We start from the raw sequence: 16,986 nt of genomic DNA, 5'->3' as shown, positions 1-16,986 counted from the left end.
CCGTACACCCGAAGACGATGCAGAGAGCGGTGCGCAGTGACCGGTGGAGAGGTTGCCGGGATTCTGGTGGCCGTCTTCTGGGCGATCTTGGTCTCCTTCCTCGCCGTGGTGCTCGTGAGGCTGGCCCAGACGCTCAGGGCGACCACCAAACTCGTGGCGGACGTGACCGAACAGGCGGTGCCCCTGCTGGCCGACGCCTCGGCGACCGTGCGCTCCGCGCAGACCCAGCTCGATCGGGTGGACGCCATCGCGACCGACGTCCAGGAGGTCACCTCCAACGCCTCCGCGCTCTCCACGACCGTCGCCTCCACGTTCGGCGGCCCGCTGGTCAAGGTGGCCGCCTTCGGCTACGGCGTCCGCCGTGCCATGAGCCGCAAGGGCGACGACAAGCCCGTCGCGCCGTCGCGCCGTTCCGTGATCGTCGGCCGCACCGTGCCGGCGGCCCGGCGCTGGAACCGGAAGGGCTGAAGCACCATGTTCCGCCGCACGTTCTGGTTCACCGCCGGCGCAGCAGCCGGCGTATGGGCCACCACCAAGGTCAATCGCAAGCTCAAGCAGCTCACCCCCGAGAGCCTCGCCGCCCAGGCCGCGAACAAGGCCGTCGACGCGGGCCACAGGCTCAAGGACTTCGCGCTCGACGTCCGCGCCGGGATGGTGCAGCGCGAGGGCGAACTCGCCGAGGTGCTGGGGCTGCACGCGCCCGTCGACGGCGAACTGCCGGCCCAGCGGGGGCCGGCGGCTGTAGGGCGGGGGGAGCCCGCGCAGATCACGTACCTGCACGGCGGGAAGCCGGGCGGGAAGTCGTACCGCAAGCATTCGAACACCGAGCAGCCGCCCGGCGAAGAGCCGCACGGCGAGCATTCGTACAACCGGAATGAGGACCACTGATGGAGTCGGCTGAAATCCGCCGCCGCTGGCTGAGCTTCTTCGAGGAGCGCGGGCACACCGTCGTGCCTTCGGCGTCGCTCATCGCGGACGACCCGACTCTGCTCCTCGTCCCCGCGGGCATGGTCCCCTTCAAGCCGTACTTCCTCGGTGAGGTCAAGCCGCCCGCCCCGCGGGTGACCAGCGTGCAGAAGTGCGTGCGCACGCCGGACATCGAAGAGGTCGGCAAGACCACCCGGCACGGCACGTTCTTCCAGATGTGCGGCAACTTCTCGTTCGGCGACTACTTCAAGGAAGGCGCCATCGAGCTCGCCTGGGAACTGCTCACCAGCCCCCGGGACAAGGGCGGTTACGGCCTCGAGCCGGAGAAGCTCTGGATCACCGTCTACCTCGACGACGACGAGGCCGAGCAGATCTGGCGCGAGAAGATCGGCGTGCCCGCCGAGCGCATCCAGCGCCTCGGCAAGAAGGACAACTTCTGGTCGATGGGCGTCCCCGGCCCCTGCGGACCCTGCTCCGAGATCAACTACGACCGCGGTCCGGAGTTCGGCCCCGAGGGCGGCCCAGCCGTCAACGACGAGCGCTACGTGGAGATCTGGAACCTGGTCTTCATGCAGTACGAGCGCGGCGCCGGCGACGGCAAGGAGGACTTCCCGATCCTCGGGGACCTGCCGAGCAAGAACATCGACACCGGTCTCGGTCTCGAACGCCTCGCCATGATCCTGCAAGGCGTGCAGAACATGTACGAGACCGACACCCTGCGCGTCGTGATGGACAAGGCCACCGAGCTGACCGGCGTCCGCTACGGCGACAAGCACGAGTCCGACGTCTCCATGCGCGTGGTCGCCGACCACATCCGCACCTCCACGATGCTCATCGGCGACGGTGTCACCCCCGGCAACGAGGGCCGCGGCTACGTGCTGCGCCGCATCATGCGCCGCGCCATCCGCAACATGCGGCTCATGGGTGCCACCGGCCCGGTCGTGAAGGACCTCGTCGACGTCGTGATCGACACCATGGGGCAGCAGTACCCGGAGCTGATCACCGACCGTAAGCGGATCGAGACCGTCGCCCTCGCCGAGGAGGCCGCCTTCCTCAAGGCCCTCAAGAGCGGAACCAACATCCTCGACACCGCCGTCACGGAGACCAAGGCCAAGGGCAGCACTGTCCTGCCCGGCGACAAGGCCTTCCTGCTCCACGACACCTGGGGCTTCCCCATCGACCTCACCCTCGAGATGGCCGCCGAGCAGGGCCTGACCGTGGACGAGGACGGCTTCCGCCGCCTGATGAAGGAGCAGCGGGACAAGGCCAAGGCCGACGCCAAGGCCAAGAAGACCGGTCACGCCAACCTCACGGCCTACCGGGAGATCGCCGACACCTCGGGCAACACCGAGTTCACCGGCTACACCTCCACCGAGGGCGAATCCACCGTCGTCGGCCTGCTCGTCGACGGCGTGTCCTCCCCGGCCGCCTCCGAGGGCGACGAGGTGGAAATCGTCCTCGACCGCACGCCGTTCTACGCCGAGGGTGGTGGTCAGCTCGCCGACCAGGGCCGGATCAAGCTCCACTCGGGCGCCGTCATCCAGGTCCGTGACGTGCAGCAGCCGGTCCCGGGCGTCAGCGTCCACAAGGGTGTCGTCCAGGTCGGCGAGGTCACCGTGGGCGCCTCCGCCTACGCCGTCATCGACGTACGCCGCCGCCGTGCCATCGCCCGCGCCCACAGCGCCACCCACCTGACCCACCAGGCCCTGCGCGACGCCCTCGGCCCGACGGCCGCCCAGGCCGGCTCGGAGAACTCCCCGGGCCGCTTCCGCTTCGACTTCGGTTCGCCGAACGCCGTCCCCGGCACGGTCCTCACCGACGTCGAACAGAAGATCAACGAGGTCCTCGCCCGTGAACTCGACGTACACGCCGAGGTCATGAGCATCGACGAGGCCAAGAAGCAGGGCGCCATCGCCGAGTTCGGCGAGAAGTACGGCGAGCGGGTCCGCGTCGTGACGATCGGAGATTTCTCCAAGGAGCTGTGCGGCGGCACGCACGTCCACAACACCGCCCAGCTGGGTCTGGTGAAGCTGCTCGGCGAGTCCTCCATCGGCTCCGGCGTGCGCCGCGTCGAGGCCCTCGTCGGCGTCGACGCGTACAACTTCCTCGCCAAGGAGCACACGGTCGTCGCCCAGCTTCAGGAGCTGGTCAAGGGCCGCTCCGAGGAACTGCCGGAGAAGATCGCCGCCATGCTCGGCAAGCTGAAGGACGCCGAGAAGGAGATCGAGAAGTTCCGCGCGGAGAAGGTACTCGGCGCCGCCGCCGGGCTCGCCGAGGGCGCCAAGGACGTCCGTGGCGTCGCCCTCGTCACGGGCACCGTGCCGGACGGCACGTCCGCCGACGACCTGCGCAAGCTGGTCCTCGACGTGCGCGGCCGCATCCCGGGCGACCGTCCGGCCGTCGTGGCCGTCTTCACGACAGCCAACGGCCGTCCGCTCACGGTCATCGCCACCAACGAAGCCGCCCGCGAGCGCGGCCTCAAGGCCGGCGACCTGGTCCGCGCCGCCGCCAAGACGCTGGGCGGCGGCGGAGGCGGCAAGCCGGACGTCGCCCAGGGCGGCGGCCAGAACCCGGGCGCCATCGGTGACGCCGTGGCCGCCGTCGAGCGCCTCGTCGCCGAGACCGCGTGACCGAGGACAGGCCGAAGATGCGCCGCGGACGTCGCCTCGCGATCGACGTCGGGGACGCCCGGATCGGGGTCGCCTCGTGCGACCCCGACGGGCTCCTCGCCACGCCGGTGGAGACCGTGCCGGGACGTGACGTCCCGGCCGCCCACCGGCGGCTGCGCCAACTGGTGGAGGAGTACGACCCGATCGAGGTCGTGGTCGGCCTGCCCCGCTCGCTCAGCGGACGGGAAGGGCCGGCGGCCAAGAAGATCCGGGGCTTCGCACAGACGCTCGCACAGGGCGTCAATCCGGTGCCCGTCCGGTTGGTCGACGAGAGGATGACCACAGTGACGGCCACCCAGGGATTGCGTGCTTCGGGCGTGAAGTCCAAAAAGGGCAGGTCCGTCATCGACCAGGCTGCCGCTGTGGTGATCCTTCAGAACGCTCTGGAGTCCGAACGGGCGTCGGGCAATGCCCCGGGGGAGGGCGTCGAACCGATTGTCTGATCGCGATACGGTAACGTTCCGCGCGATGCGGCGGTGTTCGAACAGCCGCCGCACAGAAAAGAGGCGGAACGTTCCGCGCCGTCTCGCGGCCCTAGGGGATCGATGACTGAGTATGGCCGGGGCCCCGGCTCCGAACCGTGGCACCCTGAGGACCCCTTGTACGGGGATCAGGGGTGGGGAGGGCAGCAGCCCGCGGCCGGTCATGCTCCGTACGCCGGCGATCCGCAGCAGCAGTACCCGCAGCCGCAGCAGGGCCAGTACGACACCGGCCAGGGCCAGTACGCCCAGGGCCAGTACGACACCGGCCAGGGCCAGTACCACACGGGGCAGGGCCAGTACGCCCAGGGCCAGTACGACACCGGCCAGGGGCAGTACGACACCGGCCAGGGCCAGTACCACGACCCGTACCAGCAGGGCGGTCAGCAGCAGTACCAGGACCCGTACCAGCAGCCCCGGAACCAGCAGCCACAGCAGCACTACGACGGCGGCGGCTGGGACACCGGTCAGCACTCCGCGGCGCCGTACGGCTCCGACCCGTCCGCCACCTACGGCGGCGAGCCCGCCGGGTACGGCACCCGCCAGGAAGCCGACTACTACGGCACGCCCGACGCCTACCCGCCGCCGCAGCCACCCGGCCGGCGCCGCGCCGAGCCCGAGGCGGCCACCGACTGGGACGCCGAAGCCGCACAGGAGGAGACCCACCCCTTCTTCACCGGCGACGACAGCCGCGACGAGGACGACGGCTACGACGAAGAGGCGCGGGGCCGCGGTGACGGTGGCGGCCGCGACCGCCGTGGCAAGGGGACCAAGAAGAAGGGCGGCCGCAACGGCCTGGCATGCCTGGTCGTCGCGGCGGTCCTCGTGGGCGGCCTCGGGACCGTCGGCTACTTCGGCTACCAGTTCGTTCAGGGCCAGTTCGGTGAGCCGGAGGACTTCGAGGGCACAGGTATCGCCGCGACCGTCGAGGTGACGATCCCCAAGGGCGCCACGGGCAGCGAGATCGGGAACATCCTCAAGGAACTCGGCGTGGTCAAGAGCGTCGATGCGTTCGTCTCCGCCCAGGCCAAGAACCCCAAGGGCGGCACCATCCAGGACGGCGTCTACCTCCTGAAGAAGGAGCAGTCGGCCAAGAGCGCGGTCGAGTCGATGCTCAACCCCGCCAGCCGCAACAACCTGACGATCCCAGAGGGCACCCGCAACGCCACCGTCTACACGTCGATAGACAAGAAGCTCAAGCTCAAGCCGGGAACGACAAAGTCGGTCGCGGAGGCCAAGGCCGACAGTCTCGGGCTGCCCGACTGGGCGAAGAACCACAAGGACGTCAAGGACCCGCTCGAGGGCTTCCTCTTCCCGGCTGCCTACCCGGTCTCGCAGGGCGACAAGCCGGAGGCGATCCTCAAGAAGATGGTCGCCCGTGCCAACCAGGAGTACGAGAAGGCCGGCCTCGAGTCCAAGGCGAAGGGCCTCGGCCTCGAGAACCCGTGGGAGCTGCTCACGCTGGCCAGCCTCGTCCAGGTCGAGGGCAAGACGCACGACGACTTCCGCAAGATGTCCGAGGTCATCTACAACCGTCTCAAGCCCGAGAACACCGAGACGAACCAACTTCTCCAGTTCGACTCCGCCTTCAACTACCTCAAGGGTCAGAGCAAGATCGACATCTCTGAGGACGAGATCAACAGCAACCAGGACCCGTACAACACGTACACCCAGAGGGGTCTGACCCCGGGGCCCATCAGCAACCCGGGCAACGAGGCCCTGACGGCGGCCCTCAACCCGACGGACGACGGCTGGCTGTACTTCGTGGCCACGGACGGCATGAACAAGACCGAGTTCGCGAAGACGCTCGCCGAGCACCAGAAGCTGGTGGACAAGTTCAACGACTCGCGGGGCAGCTGATGGCGCCGCCCCGCCGGGCGGCCGTCCTCGGCTCGCCCATCGCGCATTCGCTGTCCCCGGTGCTGCACCGCGCCGCCTACGCCGAACTCGGCCTCGGCGACTGGTCCTACGACCGGTTCGAGGTCGACGAGGCCGCACTGCCCGGCTTCGTCGCGGCGCTCGACGCGTCATGGGCCGGCCTGTCGCTGACAATGCCGCTCAAGCGGGCGATCATCCCGCTGCTCGACGCGATCAGTGACACCGCTGCTTCCGTCGAGGCCGTCAACACCGTGGTGTTCACCGACGACGGCCGCCGGGTCGGCGACAACACCGACATCCCCGGCATGATCGCGGCGCTGCGCGAGCGAGGCGTCGAGACGGTGGACTCCGCCGCGATCCTCGGAGCCGGGGCCACCGCCTCCTCCGCGGTCGCCGCCCTGGCGCGTGTCTGCACCGGCCCGGTGACGGCCTACGTGCGCAGCGAGGCGCGCGCCGCCGAAATGCGTGGCTGGGGCGAGCGACTGGGCGTGGACGTCCGCACCGCCGACTGGTCGGCAGCGGCCGAGGCACTGCACGCGCCCCTGGTGATCGCCACCACTCCTGCCGGCACGACCGACGCCCTCGCCGCCGAGGTCCCGGCCGCGCCCGGCACCCTCTTCGACGTGCTGTACGACCCGTGGCCGACGGCCCTGGCGGCTGCCTGGTCGGGGAACGGCGGCGGGATCGTGGGTGGACTCGACCTCCTGGTCCACCAGGCGGTGTTCCAGGTCGAGCAGATGACGGGCCGGTCACCCGCGCCGCTACGGGCGATGCGTACCGCTGGTGAAGGCGCGCTCCGGGCCCGCTAGGATCGGCGCGTTCGATCAGGGGCACGTCAACAGCACAGGGGGAGCCCGGCCATGGAAACCGGTCAGCCGCAGGCGTCGATCGCCAAGAACATCTTCGAGGGCATCGTCTCGTTCCTGCCCGACTGGCTGCAGATCCCGATCATCTGCCTGATCATCCTGCTGGTCCTCCTCGGCTGGGCGTCATCGATCCGGAAGAAGATCGCCCGGCGCCGCGCCGCGCGCAACCCTCAGCCGGTGCCCGCGGCACCGGGCAACCAGGGCAGCGGTGCCGACTTCCTCGGCCCGTACGCCCCTGCTCAGCAGGCCCCGCAGCAGCCCGGCGGCGCCGCTTTCCTCGGCCCTCAGGCCCCCGCTCAGCAGGATCATCAGCAGCCCAGCGGTGCCGACTACCTGGGGGCGTACGCGCCCCAGCAGCGCCGCGACGGCGTCTGACCGGCTCGGGACCGGCTGTCCACGGGCGTCCGCCAGGTGGACCGGTGGCCGGGAGCGGGGCGGGGACGTGGGAGGATCGAGACAGGCGGGCCAGGGCCGCGCCTCCCCGGCCGCTGCCGGGAGGTTTCCCCAGGCCGCGCCGTCGCAGTTCCACGCGCGAGCATGAGGAGCACCGTTGAGCAGGTTGCGTTGGCTGACCGCAGGCGAGTCGCACGGACCCGCACTGGTGGCGACGCTGGAGGGTCTTCCCGCCGGTGTGCCGATCACCACCGACATGGTGGCGGACCACCTTGCGAGGCGGCGCCTCGGTTACGGTCGCGGTGCCCGGATGAAGTTCGAACGCGACGAGGTCACCTTCATCGGCGGCGTGCGCCACGGACTGACCATGGGCTCGCCGGTGGCGGTCATGGTCGGCAACACCGAGTGGCCGAAGTGGGAGAAGGTCATGGCGGCCGACCCCGTCGACCCCGACGAGCTCGCCCAGCTGGCACGTAACGCGCCCCTCACGCGGCCCCGGCCCGGTCACGCCGACCTCGCCGGCATGCAGAAGTACGCGCTCGAAGAGGCCCGCCCGATCCTGGAGCGCGCGAGCGCCCGTGAGACCGCGGCCCGGGTCGCCCTGGGCGCGGTGGCCCGTTCGTACCTGAAGGAGACGACGGGCATCGAGATCGTCTCCCACGTGGTCGAGCTGGCCGCGGCCAAGGCCCCGTACGGCGTCGTTCCCGTCCCCGCCGACGAGGAGCGCCTGGACGCCGACCCGGTCCGCTGCCTGGACGCCGACGCGAGCAAGGCGATGGTCGCCGAGATCGACCAGGCCCACAAGGACGGCGACACCCTCGGCGGCGTGGTGGAGGTCCTCGCGTACAACGTGCCGGTCGGCCTCGGCTCGCACGTCCACTGGGACCGCAGGCTCGACGCGCGTCTCGCCGCGGCCCTCATGGGCATCCAGGCGATCAAGGGTGTCGAGGTCGGCGACGGCTTCGACCTCGCCCGCGTACCCGGCTCCAAGGCGCACGACGAGATCGTGCCCACCGACGAGGGCATCCGCCGCACGTCCGGCCGGTCCGGCGGCACCGAGGGCGGCATGTCCACCGGCGAGCTGCTGCGCGTCCGCGCCGCGATGAAGCCCATCGCGACCGTTCCGCGCGCCCTGCGGACCATCGACGTGGAGACCGGCGAGCCCGCTGCCGCCCACCACCAGCGTTCCGACGTCTGCGCGGTGCCCGCCGCGGGCATCGTCGCCGAGGCGATGGTGGCCCTGGTCCTCGCCGACGCCGTGGCGGAGAAGTTCGGTGGCGACAGCGTCACGGAGACCCGCCGCAACGTCCGCTCGTACCTCGACAACCTGCACATCCGATGAGCGCCCCGCTGATCGTCCTCGTCGGGCCGATGGGGTCGGGCAAGTCCACGGTCGGCGAGCTGCTCGCCGGACGGCTCGGCGTGGCCTTCCGGGACACCGACGCGGACATCGTCGCCGCCGAGGGCCGCGAGATCTCCGACATCTTCGTCGAGGACGGCGAGGACCACTTCCGTGACCTCGAGCGCGCGGCCGTCCGGTCCGCCCTCGCGGAGCACCCGGGCGTGCTCGCCCTCGGGGGCGGCGCGATCCTCGACGAGGGGACCCGCGCGCTGCTCACCGGCCTGCCCGTCGCCTACCTGTCGATGGACGTGGAAGAGGCGGTGAAGCGCGTCGGGCTGAACGCGGCCCGCCCGCTGCTCGCCGTCAACCCCCGCCGGCAGTGGCGCGAGCTGATGGACGCCCGCCGGCCTCTCTACAACGAAGTGGCCCGCGTCGTCGTGGCCACCGACGACCGCACGCCCGAAGAGGTCGCACAGGCGGTCCTCGACGCACTGGAGCTGAAGGACGCATGACTGACCAGGCAGTGACCCGTATCCAGGTCGGCGGAACGGCCGGTACGGACCCGTACGAGGTGCTGGTCGGCCGGCAACTGCTCGGCGAACTGCCGGGCCTGATCGGGACCAAGGCCCAGCGGGTGGCGGTGCTCCACCCGGAGGCGCTCGCGGAGACCGGTGAGGCGCTGCGCGCGGACCTCGCGGACCAGGGCTACGAGGCCGTCGCGATCCAGGTGCCGAACGCGGAGGAGGCCAAGACCGTCGAGGTCGCGGCGTACTGCTGGAAGGCGCTCGGCCAGACCGGCTTCACCCGCACCGACGTCATCGTCGGCGTCGGCGGCGGCGCCACGACCGACCTCGCCGGGTTCGTCGCGGCGAGTTGGCTGCGCGGCGTGCGCTGGATCGCCGTCCCGACGACCGTGCTCGGCATGGTGGACGCGGCCGTTGGCGGCAAGACCGGCATCAACACCGCGGAGGGCAAGAACCTCGTCGGCGCGTTCCACCCGCCGGCCGGTGTGCTGTGCGACCTGGCGGCGCTCGACTCGCTGCCGGTCAACGACTACGTCAGCGGCATGGCGGAGATCATCAAGGCCGGCTTCATCGCCGACCCGGTCATCCTCGACCTCGTGGAGGCCGACCCGCAGGGCGCCCGCACGCCCGCCGGTCCGCACACGGCCGAGCTGATCGTGCGCTCCATCCAGGTCAAGGCCGACGTCGTCTCCAGCGACCTCAAGGAGTCCGGACTCCGCGAGATCCTGAACTACGGGCACACCCTGGCGCACGCCATCGAGAAGAACGAGCGCTACAAGTGGCGGCACGGCGCGGCCGTCTCCGTCGGCATGGTCTTCGCCGCCGAACTCGGCCGTCTCGCCGGGCGGCTGGACGACGCCACCGCCGACCGGCACCGCACGGTCCTCGAGTCCGTCGGGCTCCCGCTTACCTACCGCGGCGACCAGTGGCCCAAGCTGCTGGAGACCATGAAGGTCGACAAGAAGTCCCGCGGCAATCTGCTGCGCTTCATCGTCCTCGACGGCCTGGCCAAGCCGACCGTGCTCGAAGGCCCCGACCCGGCAGTCCTGCTCGCCGCCTACGGCGAGGTCTCCGCATGACCCGCCGGGTGCTCGTGCTCAACGGCCCCAACCTCGGCCGCCTCGGCTCCCGCGAGCCGGACGTCTACGGCGCGACCTCCTACGCCGGTCTGGTGGAAACCTGCCAGGCCCTCGGCAAGGACCTCGGCTTCGACGTCGACGTGCGCGAGACGAACGACGAGGGGGAGATGATCCGCTGGCTGCACGAGGCCGCGGACGGTTCAATTCCGGTCGTTCTGAACCCCGGTGCCTTCACGCACTACTCGTACGGGATGCGCGACGCCGCCGCCCAGCGGACGGCCCCGCTCATCGAGGTGCACATCTCCAACCCGTACACCCGCGAGGCCTTCCGCCACACCTCCGTGGTGGCCGCGGTCGCCAGCGGCACGGTGGCCGGCTTCGGTATCGGCTCCTACCGGCTCGCGCTGCGCGCGCTGGCGGAGGAACTCGACGGCTGACGCGCCGCCGCGCGGAGCAGGGCACTTCGAGCCGCCCTGGGCCGTTGTCGCTACGGCGGCCGGGCCCGGTCGCACATCCGAGCGGCACCGGGAGGGTACCGTTCGATAGCACGACGGCCGTGTCGGCCGTCCGACAGAGCGTCAGTCGTACGAGACGGAGTGGCACCGGATGCAGCACGCAGTGGGGGCTCCGCTGCCGCCGCCCCACGGACCGGGGCAGGGACCGACCGGATGGATACACGGTGCGCAGCACCCGGGCCCCGGGCTTCCCGCGGGTCCGCCACCGCCGCCGCCCGCGGCGCCCGCCGGCCCTTTGCCGCCACCCCCGCAGGGCTCCCCGGCGGGGCCCTCGGCGCCTCCCGGCCGGCCCGGTCCGGCACCGCACGGCGCCCCGCCGCGGCCCTCCCGCGAAACGACGGGGCACATCCAACTCCCGCCCGGCGGGCCGGTCCCCATACCCGCCCCGCCCCCGGCGGACAGCGGCACCGGCACGGCCATGCTCGCCGTGCTGCTGATCGGCCCGGCCGGCGCCGGAAAGACCACGGTGGCCCGCCACTGGGCCAACCACCGCCGGGTGCCGACGGCGCACATCAGCCTCGACGACGTCCGGGAATGGGTGTGCTCCGGCTTCGCCGACCCCCAGTCCGGCTGGAACGACAACTCCGAGGCCCAATACCGCCTCGCCCGCCGCACCTGCGGCTTCGCCGCCCGCAACTTCCTGGCCAACGGGATCTCCTGCATCCTCGACGACGCGGTCTTCCCCGACCGCCCCGCCGTCGGCCTCGGCGGCTGGAAACGCCATGTCGGCCCCGGCCTGCTGCCGGTGGTGCTCCTGCCCGGCCTCGAGATCGTCCTCGAACGCAACGCGGAGCGCAGCGGCAACCGACGTCTGTCCGACGAGGAGGTCGCAGGCATCCACGGACGGATGGCCGGGTGGTACGGGTCGGGCCTGCCGATCATCGACAACTCGAAGTACGACGTGGAGACGACGGCGCGCGTCCTCGACGACGTACTGGCACGCGCGATCGCGAGCCCCCCAAGCTGGTAGGCGGGTCGGGGTGCCGCCGCCTGCGGAGGGCTGCGCCCCCCGTACGGCCCGGCGGCCGGGGCGGCCCACTTCTTGAAACCGGAGCCCGGCCCCTACCTCCTGCGGGGGCGTACCGCGCTTCGCGCAGTGCCGTCGGACTCCACCTACGGCCTGGCGGTCGTGGGAGGTGCCCCGAACGGGCTGGAAGTGTCGCTGCGCGGCCTCCAGCCCTGCCGGCGGCTCAGGCCGCCTCCGCCGGACGGAGGAAATTCCAGCCTCGCCGGCGTGTGAGGGGCGGGGATCCGGTGAGCCCGCACCGCCGGGCGTAGGGGGAGAAGCCCCCGAAGCACCGCGCGGAGCGCGGTGACCGGTCCGGGCCGAGCCCGGTTCAGGGAAGTGACGGGTCCCCGGAACGCACGGCCGCACGGGAACGCGTTCCCGCCGCGCGGACCCGCTCGGCCCTGTCACCGGGCCCTCCGCGCCCCACGCTCGTACGCTCGAAGAATGTCTGAGGTGTATGGGGTCCGTCGTGGCCGACTGCGCGATCGATGCGCCGCGACCGGCAGCGCGGCGGCCCTGATCTCCCGGCCCGCGAACGTCCGGTATCTCGCCGGAGGGGCTCCGCCCGGTGCGGTGCTGCTCCTCGGGCCCGCCGACGACGTGCTCGTCTGTCCCCGCACGCCGACCGGCGATCCCGCCGACGGGCGGCCGGACGAGGGGCTGCGGCTTGTCGTGATGCAGACGTCCACCGGTGACGCGGCGGTCGCAGCCGCCGAGCTGGCGCGTACGGAGGGCGTCGAGTCACTGGCGGTCGAGGAACACCATCTGACGGTCGCCCGGCACCGTGCGCTCGGATCGGTCGCCCCCCGGCTGCGCTTCGCCGATCTCGGGCTCGCCGTCGAGCAGCAGCGGATCGTCAAGGACGAGGACGAGATCGCCTGTCTGCGTATCGCCGCGGAGATCACCGACCAGGCGCTCGGTGAGCTGCTCGAGTCCATCCTCGTCGGCCGCACCGAACGGCATCTCGCCCTTGAGCTGGAGCGCCGTCTGGTCGACCACGGCGCCGACGGCCGCGCGTTCCCGACCTCCGTCGCCACCGGCCCCAACTCGGGACGAACAGGGCACCGCCCGAGCGACCGGCGTGTGGAGGAGGGTGATTTCCTCTCCGTCTGCCTCGGTGCGAACTACCGCGGCTACCGTTGCGAGATCGGCCGTACCTTCGTGATCGGCACGACCCCGGCCGACTGGCAGATCGAGCTCTACGAGCTCGTCTTCGCCGCTCAGCGGGCCGGCCGGGAGGCCCTGCTGCCCGGCACGGCGTACCGCGACGTCGACCACGCCGCACGGCAGATCCTGGATGTCGCGGGTCACGGGGAGGAGCTCCCGCCCCGCACCGGGCACGGTGTCGGGCTCGAAATCGACGAGGACCCGCAGCTCGCCCCTGCGGCCATGGGTAAACTGGACGCTTGTGTGCCGGTCACCGTCGAACCGGGGGTCCACCTCCCGGGCCGGGGCGGAGTCCGGATCGATGACACGCTCGTCGTGCGCCAGGAGGCGGACGGCGGACCCGAGCTACTCACCATCACGACCAAGGAGCTGCTCGCGCTGTAGCGAGCCGCGGTGCGAAAGACTTGGTCGTCCACCCAGCGTCAGTCCAGGAGATTCCGCAACCGTGGCTTCCACGAACGACCTCAAGAACGGCATGGTGCTCAAGCTCGACGGAGGCCAGCTCTGGTCCGTCGTCGAGTTCCAGCACGTCAAGCCCGGCAAGGGCCCGGCCTTCGTGCGCACCAAGCTCAAGAACGTGCTCTCCGGCAAGGTCGTCGACAAGACCTTCAACGCCGGCGTGAAGGTCGAGACGGCCACCGTCGACCGCCGCGACATGCAGTTCTCTTACATGGACGGCGAGTACTTCGTCTTCATGGACATGCAGACCTACGACCAGCTGATGGTCGACCGCAAGCAGGTCGGCGACGCCGCGAACTTCCTCATCGAGGGCTTCACCGCCAGCGTCGCGCAGCACGAGGGCGAGGTGCTCTACGTGGAGCTGCCGGCCGCCGTCGAGCTGACCGTCCAGCACACCGAGCCCGGCGTGCAGGGCGACCGTTCCACCGGTGGTTCCAAGCCCGCCACCCTGGAGACCGGCTACGAGATCCAGGTCCCGCTCTTCATCACCACTGGTGAGAAGATCAAGGTCGACACCCGCTCGGGCGACTACCTCGGCCGGGTGAACAGCTAACCGTGGCTGCCCGTAACAAGGCCCGCAAGCGCGCCTTCCAGATCCTCTTCGAGGCCGACCAGCGCGGGGCGACCGTGCACACGGTCCTCGCGGACTGGGTCCGGCACGCCCGTACCGACGAGCGGCAGCCGCCGGTCGCCGAGTACACGATGGACCTCGTCGAGGGGTACGCGGAGCACGCGGACCGTATCGACGAGCTCATCGCCACCTACGCCGTCGGCTGGACCATCGACCGTATGCCGGTCGTGGACCGCAACATCCTCCGGCTCGGCGCTTACGAGCTGGTCTGGAAGGACGAGACCCCCGACGCGGTGGTGATCGACGAGGCGGTGCAACTCGCCAAGGAGTTCTCCACGGACGAGTCGCCGGCCTTCGTGAACGGCCTGCTGGGCCGTTTCAAGGACCTCAAGCCGAGCCTGCGCCGCGACTGATTCGCGTCCCCGCCGGTTTCACCAGGCCCGGGGCGGAAGACGAAAGTCTTCCGCCCCGGGCCTGGTGTTTTCCCACCGCCCGTGCAGCCCCGCCGGCCCGCCCGCGCCCGGCGCGGGCCGGTCGGGTGTGGTGGGTGGGCCGGGTCCGGAGGCCGGGCTGTCCCGGCGGGGCCCACGCCCGGTGAGGCCGCGGCGGGGGAGCGGGCCCGAGGGATGCCGGGGCCGGGAATGGCGGAGGGCGGGGCCGGTGGAATCCGGCCCCGCCCTCCGGCGTGACGTTTTTTCAAGAGTTCATGCAGAGCCAGCCGGGGATCAGCTCTCCTCGTGCGCCACCGCACGGCGCGCGTCCGCGTCCAGCACACCCCAACTGATGAGCTGCTCGGTCAGCACCGACGGGGACTGGTCGTAGATCACGGCCAGGGTGCGCAGGTCGTCCTGGCGGATCGACAGCACCTTGCCGTTGTAGTCGCCGCGCTGCGACTGGATCGTCGCCGCGTACCGCTGGAGCGGGCCGGCCTTCTCCTGGGGGACGTGCGCCAGGCGCTCCAGGTCCAGGACGAGCTTCGGCGGCGGCTCGGCGGCACCGCCGGGCGTGGTGCCGGGCAGCAGTTCCTGCACCGGGACGCCGTAGAAGTCCGCCAGCTCGGCGAGGCGCTGCACCGTGACGGCACGGTCGCCGCGCTCGTACGAACCCACGACCACGGCCTTCCAGCGGCCCTGGGACTTCTCTTCGACGCCGTGGAGGGACAGCCCCTGCTGGGTGCGGATGGCGCGGAGCTTGGCCCCGAGCTGTTTTGCGTATTCGCTGGACATATAGCTCCCCGGACGCAGTGACGACGTGCGGCTCCGCCGCGTGGCTGGTAACTCACTGTGAGGTTACGCAGCGTTACTTGGATGAGTCAAGCCGAATGGGTCCGGACCGGTTCCGGCCGGTGGCCGGTGGACCCGGATCAATGCATCCATCAAGCCCTGGTAACGTTGAGCGCGCAATTCCGACGTCCTTTAAGGTCCGTCCCGTGAGGCGGAGAAGGAGGTCCGTTTCCTATGGACGCTTCCAGTAGTTCCGATGCCGCCAGGCCCGTTCTCGAAGGCCCCGACATCGCGCGGGTACTGACCCGTATCGCCCATGAGATCGTCGAGCGCGCCAAGGGCGCCGACGACGTGGTACTCCTCGGCATCCCGACCCGCGGTGTGTATCTGGCCCGCCGGCTCGCGCAGAAGCTCGAAGGCATCACCGGCCGCAGGATCCCGGTCGGCTCCCTCGACATCACCATGTACCGCGACGACCTGCGGCTGAAGCCCGCCCGTGCGCTGGCCCGCACCGAGATCCCCGGTGACGGCATCGACGGTCGCCTCGTCGTCCTCGTCGACGACGTGCTCTTCTCCGGCCGCACCATCCGCGCCGCGCTCGACGCCCTCGGCGACCTCGGCCGGCCCCGGGCCGTGCAGCTCGCCGTCCTGGTCGACCGCGGCCACCGTGAGCTGCCCATCCGCGCCGACTACGTCGGCAAGAACCTCCCCACGTCGCTGCGCGAGACGGTCAAGGTCCAGCTCTCGGAGGAGGACGGTCGCGACACCGTCCTGCTCGGTGTGCGGGAGACCGCCCCCACCGCGGAGCGCTAGCACCCCCGTACGGCCACCCCTTCGTACGGCGTGCCCTTCCGCGCCCCCGCATGCCTCGCAACCTCCACAGACCTGGAGAAATCCTCCGATGATGCGTCACCTCATCTCGGCCGCCGACCTCACCCGCGACGAAGCCGTCCTCATCCTCGACACCGCGGAGGAGATGGCACGGGTCGCCGACCGGCCGATCAAGAAGCTTCCCGCCCTGCGCGGCCGCACCGTCTGCAACCTCTTCTTCGAGGACTCCACCCGCACCCGGATCTCGTTCGAGGCCGCCGAGAAGCGCCTCTCCGCCGACGTCATCAACTTCGCGGCCAAGGGCTCGTCCGTCTCCAAGGGCGAGTCACTGAAGGACACCGCACAGACCCTGGAGGCGATGGGCGTCGACGCCGTCGTCATCCGGCACGGTGCGTCCGGTGCCCCCTACCGCCTCGCCAACTCCGGCTGGATCGACGCGCCCGTCATCAACGCCGGCGACGGCACCCACCAGCACCCGACCCAGGCCCTGCTCGACGCCTTCACCATGCGCCGCCGCCTCGTCGGCAAGGACGACGGGATCGGGCAGGACCTGGCCGGCAGGCGCATCACGATCGTGGGCGACGTACTGCACAGCCGGGTCGCCCGCTCCAACGTGGACCTGCTGCACACCCTCGGCGCCGAGGTCACCCTCGTCGCCCCGCCGACCCTGGTGCCGGTCGGCGTGGAGACCTGGCCCTGCGAGGTCTCCTACGACCTGGACTCGACCCTGACCAAGTCCGACGCGGTGATGATGCTGCGCGTCCAGCGCGAGCGGATGAACGCCGCGTTCTTCCCCACCGAGCGCGAGTACTCCCGGCGCTACGGCCTGGACGGCGAGCGGATGGCGCGGATGCCGGAGCACGCGATCGTGATGCACCCCGGGCCCATGGTCCGCGGCATGGAGATCACCGCAGAGGTCGCGGACTCACCCCGCTGCACCGTCGTGGAGCAGGTCGCCAACGGCGTGTCGATCCGCATGGCGGTGCTGTACCTGCTGCTCGGCGGCAACGAGTCCGACGCCCCCACCACGAACACCCGTACCGAGGAGAAGTAA

General features: G+C 70.9%; 18 protein-coding genes. 17 read left to right on the top strand and 1 reads right to left on the bottom strand.

Annotation, left to right across the window (positions count from 1 at the left end; translation table 11 throughout):
• The first annotated feature begins 36 nt into the window (after positions 1-36).
• From MDN94_RS28660 to nusB, 15 genes are all read left to right on the top strand, one after another.
• Positions 37-468 (top strand): DUF948 domain-containing protein, encoded by a 432-nt coding sequence (locus tag MDN94_RS28660; RefSeq protein ID WP_482728776.1) that lies wholly within the window; start codon positions 37-39, stop codon positions 466-468.
• A gap of 6 nt (positions 469-474) precedes the next feature.
• Positions 475-888 (top strand): DUF6167 family protein, encoded by a 414-nt coding sequence (locus MDN94_RS28655; RefSeq protein ID WP_482728775.1) that lies wholly within the window; start codon positions 475-477, stop codon positions 886-888.
• On the top strand, positions 888-3,557 hold the full coding sequence (gene alaS, locus MDN94_RS28650) for an alanine--tRNA ligase (protein ID WP_482728774.1): 2,670 nt from the start codon (positions 888-890) through the stop codon (positions 3,555-3,557). Before MDN94_RS28655 ends, alaS begins: the two co-directional genes overlap by 1 nt.
• A gap of 17 nt (positions 3,558-3,574) precedes the next feature.
• Positions 3,575-4,039 carry a Holliday junction resolvase RuvX gene (ruvX, locus tag MDN94_RS28645; protein WP_482728773.1) on the top strand — a complete coding sequence of 155 codons (465 nt, stop codon included), beginning with the start codon at positions 3,575-3,577 and terminating at the stop codon, positions 4,037-4,039.
• A 102-nt stretch (positions 4,040-4,141) separates the two neighbouring features.
• The gene (gene mltG, locus MDN94_RS28640; RefSeq protein ID WP_482728772.1) at positions 4,142-5,935 is read left to right on the top strand and encodes an endolytic transglycosylase MltG; all 1,794 of its coding nucleotides are present in this window, start codon (positions 4,142-4,144) and stop codon (positions 5,933-5,935) included.
• On the top strand, positions 5,935-6,762 hold the full coding sequence (locus MDN94_RS28635; protein ID WP_482728771.1) for a shikimate dehydrogenase: 828 nt from the start codon (positions 5,935-5,937) through the stop codon (positions 6,760-6,762). Before mltG ends, MDN94_RS28635 begins: the two co-directional genes overlap by 1 nt.
• 51 nt (positions 6,763-6,813) lie before the next feature.
• Positions 6,814-7,194, top strand: coding sequence for a hypothetical protein (locus MDN94_RS28630; RefSeq protein ID WP_482728770.1), 381 nt, complete (start codon positions 6,814-6,816; stop codon positions 7,192-7,194).
• Between the two features lie 175 nt (positions 7,195-7,369).
• The gene (gene aroC / locus MDN94_RS28625) at positions 7,370-8,554 is read left to right on the top strand and encodes a chorismate synthase (protein ID WP_482728769.1); all 1,185 of its coding nucleotides are present in this window, start codon (positions 7,370-7,372) and stop codon (positions 8,552-8,554) included.
• Entirely contained in the window at positions 8,551-9,066 is a 516-nt protein-coding gene (locus MDN94_RS28620; RefSeq protein ID WP_482728768.1) for a shikimate kinase, read from the top strand. The genes aroC and MDN94_RS28620 overlap by 4 nt, the downstream gene beginning before the upstream one ends.
• A complete protein-coding gene (gene aroB, locus MDN94_RS28615; protein ID WP_482728767.1) occupies positions 9,063-10,157 on the top strand; it encodes a 3-dehydroquinate synthase in 1,095 nt (364 codons plus the stop codon). Before MDN94_RS28620 ends, aroB begins: the two co-directional genes overlap by 4 nt.
• Entirely contained in the window at positions 10,154-10,594 is a 441-nt protein-coding gene (locus MDN94_RS28610) for a type II 3-dehydroquinate dehydratase (protein ID WP_482728766.1), read from the top strand. Before aroB ends, MDN94_RS28610 begins: the two co-directional genes overlap by 4 nt.
• 169 nt (positions 10,595-10,763) lie before the next feature.
• Positions 10,764-11,642 carry a Pro-rich N-terminal domain-containing protein gene (locus MDN94_RS28605; protein WP_482728765.1) on the top strand — a complete coding sequence of 293 codons (879 nt, stop codon included), beginning with the start codon at positions 10,764-10,766 and terminating at the stop codon, positions 11,640-11,642.
• A gap of 483 nt (positions 11,643-12,125) precedes the next feature.
• Positions 12,126-13,232: an aminopeptidase P family protein gene (locus tag MDN94_RS28600; RefSeq protein WP_482728764.1), complete on the top strand. Its 1,107-nt coding sequence runs from the start codon at positions 12,126-12,128 to the stop codon at positions 13,230-13,232.
• Positions 13,233-13,293: 61 nt separating this feature from the next.
• Positions 13,294-13,860: an elongation factor P gene (efp, locus tag MDN94_RS28595; RefSeq protein WP_005319856.1), complete on the top strand. Its 567-nt coding sequence runs from the start codon at positions 13,294-13,296 to the stop codon at positions 13,858-13,860.
• A 2-nt stretch (positions 13,861-13,862) separates the two neighbouring features.
• The gene (nusB, locus tag MDN94_RS28590) at positions 13,863-14,291 is read left to right on the top strand and encodes a transcription antitermination factor NusB (RefSeq protein ID WP_005319859.1); all 429 of its coding nucleotides are present in this window, start codon (positions 13,863-13,865) and stop codon (positions 14,289-14,291) included.
• A 312-nt stretch (positions 14,292-14,603) separates the two neighbouring features.
• On the opposite strand, the gene bldD is transcribed toward nusB, so the two are convergent.
• On the bottom strand, positions 14,604-15,104 hold the full coding sequence (bldD, locus tag MDN94_RS28585; protein WP_005319862.1) for a transcriptional regulator BldD: 501 nt from the start codon (positions 15,102-15,104) through the stop codon (positions 14,604-14,606).
• A 231-nt stretch (positions 15,105-15,335) separates the two neighbouring features.
• Here bldD and pyrR point away from each other — a divergent pair, with 231 nt between their 5' ends.
• Positions 15,336-15,914 (top strand): bifunctional pyr operon transcriptional regulator/uracil phosphoribosyltransferase PyrR, encoded by a 579-nt coding sequence (gene pyrR, locus MDN94_RS28580; protein ID WP_482728763.1) that lies wholly within the window; start codon positions 15,336-15,338, stop codon positions 15,912-15,914.
• A gap of 88 nt (positions 15,915-16,002) precedes the next feature.
• Entirely contained in the window at positions 16,003-16,986 is a 984-nt protein-coding gene (locus tag MDN94_RS28575) for an aspartate carbamoyltransferase catalytic subunit (protein WP_189473620.1), read from the top strand.

The sequence above is a fragment of the Streptomyces sp. WAC00040 genome (genome assembly GCF_056835925.1).
Note: the sequence above shows the minus strand (reverse complement) of the source record. Positions and strands in the feature narration are given on the sequence as shown.